This is a genomic window from Phenylobacterium sp., from assembly GCF_030698145.1.
Taxonomy (GTDB): Bacteria; Pseudomonadota; Alphaproteobacteria; order Caulobacterales; family Caulobacteraceae; genus Phenylobacterium.
Genome location: NZ_JAUYNW010000133.1, coordinates 1 through 2,684, shown reverse-complemented (window position 1 = coordinate 2,684; position 2,684 = coordinate 1). Strand labels below are relative to the sequence as shown.

Genomic DNA, 2,684 nt, shown 5'->3' with positions numbered 1-2,684 from the left:
CCCGCTGGAGACCTTCCACGCGGCTCTGGAAAATGTCGCGCCCGGCATCGAAGTCCGCTCCCGCCGGGTCGGCGGCGCCACCTACCAGGTGCCCGTCGAAGTCCGTCCGGACCGCCGCAAGGCGCTGGCCATCCGCTGGCTGGTCACGGCTGCGCGCAAGCGCGGTGAAAACACCATGACCGAGAAGCTGGCCGGCGAACTGCTGGACGCTTCGTCGAACCGTGGTTCGGCCGTGAAGAAGCGCGAAGACACCCACAAGATGGCTGAAGCCAATCGGGCCTTCTCGCACTACCGCTGGTAAGACCCGGCAACCATCGCTTTCCGGCGCGGGCGGTTTGAGTTAAACCGCCCGCGCCGTTCGTTCAGACATCCCCGAACGCCTTTACCAGCAGAGCTTCCGCTATGCCCCGCGCGCACAAAATCGAAGACTACCGCAACTTCGGAATCATGGCCCACATCGATGCGGGCAAGACGACGACGACGGAGCGGATCCTCTATTACACCGGCAAGAGCCACAAGATCGGTGAAGTCCACGACGGCGCGGCCACCATGGACTGGATGGACCAGGAGCAGGAGCGCGGCATCACGATCACGTCGGCCGCGACGACCGCTTTCTGGGAAGGCAAGCGCCTTAACATCATCGACACCCCCGGCCACGTGGACTTCACCATCGAAGTGGAGCGCTCGCTGCGCGTCCTCGACGGCGCGGTGACCGTGCTGGACGGCAACGCCGGCGTCGAGCCGCAGACCGAGACCGTCTGGCGTCAGGCCGACAAGTACAAGGTTCCGCGGATCGTGTTCGTCAACAAGATGGACAAGATCGGCGCCGACTTCGACAAGTCGGTCGAGTCGATCCGCGACCGCCTGGGCGCCAAGGCCGTGCCGATCCAATTCCCGATCGGCTCGGAATCGAACCTCAAGGGCTTGGTGGACATCGTCCGCATGAAGGCCGTGATCTGGGACAATGACGGCCTGGGCGCGAACTTCCGCGATGAAGAGATTCCGGCCGACCTGCTGGCCAAGGCCGAAGAGGCCCGCCACTACCTGATCGAGAACGCCGTCGAACTCGACGACGACGCGATGGAAGCCTATCTGGGCGGCGAGATCCCCTCGGAAGCCGTCATCAAGAAGTGCATCCGCAAGGCGGTGCTGACCGGCGCCTTCTATCCGATCCTCTGCGGCTCGGCCTTCAAGAACAAGGGCGTCCAGCCCCTGCTCGACGCCGTCGTCGACTATCTGCCGTCGCCGCTCGACATCCCGCCCACCGTGGGCATCGACTTCCGCACGGAAGAGCCGATCGTCCGCCAGGCGTCGGACGACGAGCCGCTGGCCGTGCTGGCCTTCAAGATCATGGACGACCCGTTCGTGGGTTCGCTGACCTTCTGCCGCATCTATTCGGGCAAGCTCGAAACCGGCATGGGCCTGCTGAACGCCACCCGCGACAAGAAGGAACGCGTCGGCCGCATGCTGCTGATGCACTCCAACAATCGCGAGGACATCAAGGAAGCCTATGCGGGTGACATCGTCGCCCTGGCCGGCCTGAAGGACACCCGCACGGGCGACACTCTGTGCGATCCCAACAAGTCGCCGGTGATCCTGGAACGCATGGAATTCCCCGCCCCGGTCATCGAGATCGCCGTGGAGCCCAAGTCGAAGGCCGACCAGGAGAAGCTGGGCGTCGCCCTGCAGAAGCTGGCCGCCGAGGATCCGTCCTTCACCGTCTCCACCGATTTCGAGTCGGGCCAGACGATCCTGAAGGGCATGGGCGAACTGCACCTGGACATCAAGATCGACATCCTGAAGCGCACCTACAAGGTCGAGGCCAATATCGGCGCGCCGCAGGTGGCCTATCGCGAGAGCCTGGGCCGCAAGGTCGACATCGACTACACCCACAAGAAGCAGACCGGCGGTACGGGCCAGTTCGCCCGCGTCATGATCACGTTCGAGCCGGGCGAACCCGGTTCGGGCTTCGTGTTCGAAAGCGCCATCGTCGGCGGGGCCATTCCGAAGGAATACATCCCCGGCGTCGAAAAGGGCCTGGAGTCGGTGAAGGACAACGGCCTGCTGGCCGGCTTCCCGCTGATCGACTTCAAGGCGACCCTGACGGACGGCAAGTACCACGACGTCGACTCCAGCGTGCTGGCGTTCGAAATCGCGTCGCGCGCCGCCTTCAAGGAACTTCGCGAGAAGGGCGCGCCCAAGCTGCTCGAGCCGATCATGGCCGTCGAGGTCGTGACCCCGGAAGACTATCTGGGTTCGGTCATCGGCGACCTGAACGGACGCCGCGGCATGATCCAAGGCCAGGACACGCGCGGCAACGCCATCGTCGTCAATGCGTTCGTCCCGCTGGCCAACATGTTCGGCTATGTGAACACGCTTCGCGGCATGTCGCAGGGCCGCGCGGCCTTCACCATGCAGTACGACCACTACGACCCGGTGCCGCAACACGTCGCCGACGAAGTGATCAAGAAATACGCCTAACCCCGACCCAACCCTAGTTTAGAGGACAAGCCCAAACAGGGCTGGAGCTTGAAATGGCTAAAGAAAAGTTCGAACGCAACAAGCCGCATTGCAACATCGGCACGATTGGTCACGTTGACCATGGCAAGACGACGCTGACGGCGGCGATCACGTTTACGCTGGCGAAGACGGGCGGGGCCAAGTCGATGGCCTATGCGGACATT

Annotated in this window: 3 protein-coding genes; all 3 read left to right on the top strand. The window is 63.6% G+C overall.

Annotated elements, in window-relative coordinates; genetic code table 11:
• On the top strand, positions 1-301 hold a 301-nt coding region (rpsG, locus tag Q8Q77_RS18785; protein ID WP_305585399.1), incomplete at its 5' end, for a 30S ribosomal protein S7.
• A gap of 101 nt (positions 302-402) precedes the next feature.
• Entirely contained in the window at positions 403-2,481 is a 2,079-nt protein-coding gene (fusA, locus tag Q8Q77_RS18780; RefSeq protein ID WP_305585401.1) for an elongation factor G, read from the top strand.
• Between the two features lie 53 nt (positions 2,482-2,534).
• A partial coding sequence (locus tag Q8Q77_RS18775) for a GTP-binding protein (protein ID WP_305585402.1) occupies positions 2,535-2,684 on the top strand: 150 nt, incomplete at its 3' end.